We start from the raw sequence: 2,357 nt of genomic DNA on the forward strand, positions 1-2,357 counted from the left end.
ACCCTCGATGGTGCAGTCCTCAACCTGCGGGAACCAGGAGTGGAGCAGGGGCCGGCCTTCCACGAACAGCTGCACCGTCTCGGTGCCGAGGACCGAGAGGATCGGCTGGCGAATGGCGGCCGCTTGCTCGGGACCGAACGCCCAGGCGCTCATGGCTGGGAGTTCGATGCCGAAGAGGGTGTCGGCGTCCTTGACCGTCTGGGCGATGCCACCCGGCACGTGCTCGTCGATGACGGCCTGGCAGGTCTCCCAGTCGAGACCGCTGACCGCGCTCAGGAAGCCGGCCACGGCCCGCTCGTGGTCGCCAGCGCCGTAGGCCTCCAGGGCGGGCCTCGCATTCTTGAAGAAGGCGTCCGCGCTGGGCACCGTGAGCAGCGCCGGCTCCAGCAGGGTGAGGGTGTGCACGACCTCGGGACGGTCCAGCGCTAACTGGAGGACGACCGGGCCACTGTTGGAGTGGCCGGCGAGGTGCGCGCGCCGGACACCCAGGTGGTCGAGCAGGCCACCGGCGTCCGCGGCGTGGTCGGCGATGCTCACCGGCGGCGCGGTGTGGGCGCTCCCGGCCCAACCCCGCCGGTGGTACCTGATCAAGCAGTAGCGGTCGGCCAGCGCCGGTTGGGAGAGGAGCGGCAAGAAGCCCCGCGGCACAGCGGGGCTGCTCAGCAGCACGGGTTCACCCGATCCGACGACCTCGTATTCCAGCTCGACGCCGTTGACGGTTGCGGTCTCCATGGGTCCTCCTCGCGATAGCCTCGTTGGCTAGGGGCCTCGTGGTCCCTCCCGAGAAGCGTGAGGAAGACTGTTACGGCGGTAACCCTCGCGGTTACGTTCGGGACCGGTTGACCCGGGCTCCGATTCGGCCACCGATTCGGGGAGGCGTGCGATGAGCGATGGCGCTGGCCGCGGCCTCGTCGAGCGCGCACGTGACGCGGCAGCCCTGAACGACTGGCGGCAGGCCTTCGACCTGCTCATGGAGGCGGACACCGAAGGCCTCCTGGGCCCCATGGATCTGCCGGTGCTTGGCGAGGTCGCCTATGCGGCCGGCCATCTCGATGTGACCATCGAGGCCTGGGAGCGCGCCCACGCGGCCTCCATGCAGGCCGCTGACCAGGTCGCGGCAGCAGGTGCGGCTGTTCGCGTCGCGATGCACCTGCTGTTCGACACTGCGCTCATGGCACCGGTGCGAGGCTGGTTGGCACGAGCGGAGCGGCTTCTGGAAGGTCGGGATGAGACGCCGGCGCACGCCTGGTTCGCGGTCGTCCGCACCTATGAGCGGATGCTGGCGGGCGATGTGCCCGGCGCTCGGCCGTGGGCCCGGCGTGCCGTCGAGGTGGGGTCGAGATGTGACCCGGCGGCGGGCGCCATCGGACAGGTGGCAGAGGCGCGGCTGCTCATCCTGGACGGCGATCTCCAGCAAGGTCTGGCGCTGCTGGACGAGGCCGGGGTGGCGACGGTCTCCGGGGACCTCGACCCATTCTCGACAGGGGTCGTCTACTGCGAGCTGGTATGCGCCCTGCAAGGCTTGGCGCGCTATGACGTGGCCGAGGAATGGACCGAGGCGATGGAGCGGTGGTGCGAGAGGAATGCCATCGGGAGCCTCCACGGGCGCTGCCGGGTCCACCGCGCCGAGATCCTCAGGCTGCGCGGGTCGTGCAACGAGGCGGAGCGTCAGGCGCTGGTCGCCTGCGAGGAACTGCGCCCGTATCTGCGACGCGAGCTCGGGTGGCCGCTGAACGAGCTCGGACGGATCCGACTGCACAAGGGAGACATCGCCGGCGCGGAGGAGGCGCTGTTGGCGGCGCATCGCGCCGGATGGGATCCTCAACCGGGTCTGGCGCTGGTGTGTCTGGCCCAAGGCGACGCCGCTACTGCGGCGGCCTCCATACGAGACGCCCTCGAGCGCCCCGTGCGGGTGCCCTCCAAGGAGCGACCACCGAACACGCAGCTGCAACGCGCGCCGCTGCTGGAGGCGCAGGTCGAGATCACGATCGCGACCGGCGACCTCGGCCGGGCCCGATCGGCCGCCGACGAGCTGGAGCTCATCGCCGTCCGCTTCCAGAGCAAAGCGCTGGTCGCCGGCGCCGCCCTCGCTCGAGGGAGGGTGCGGCTCGCCGACGGCGATGCCGGGGGCGCGGAACAGTTCTTGTCGGAGGCGGTGCGACTCTGGAACGAGGTCGGCGCCCCCTATGAGGCGGCGGCCGCCCGCATGGCCCTGGCCGGGGCGCACCGGGCCAGCGGCAGCGAGCACCGGGCCGTCCTGGAGCGCCAAGCGGCCCGCACCATCCTCGACGGGATCCAAGCCGCCCCGTCGGTGACCCCACCAGGACACATGGAGGACCACGACACACGCGGCGAGC

2 protein-coding genes are annotated in these 2,357 nt (G+C 71.1%); one reads left to right on the forward strand and one right to left on the reverse strand.

Features of this window, described 5'->3' with window-relative positions; all coding sequences use genetic code 11:
- Nucleotides 1-732, reverse strand: a 732-nt coding sequence (locus tag VF468_10010; protein ID HEX5878643.1) for an alpha/beta hydrolase, incomplete at its 3' end; no start/stop codon positions are given.
- A 151-nt stretch (nucleotides 733-883) separates the two neighbouring features.
- On the opposite strand from VF468_10010, the gene VF468_10015 reads away from it, so the two are divergent.
- Nucleotides 884-2,357, forward strand: a 1,474-nt coding sequence (locus VF468_10015; protein HEX5878644.1) for a transcriptional regulator, incomplete at its 3' end; no start/stop codon positions are given.

The sequence above is a fragment of the Actinomycetota bacterium genome (assembly GCA_036280995.1).
Lineage (GTDB): Bacteria > Actinomycetota > CALGFH01 > CALGFH01 > CALGFH01 > CALGFH01.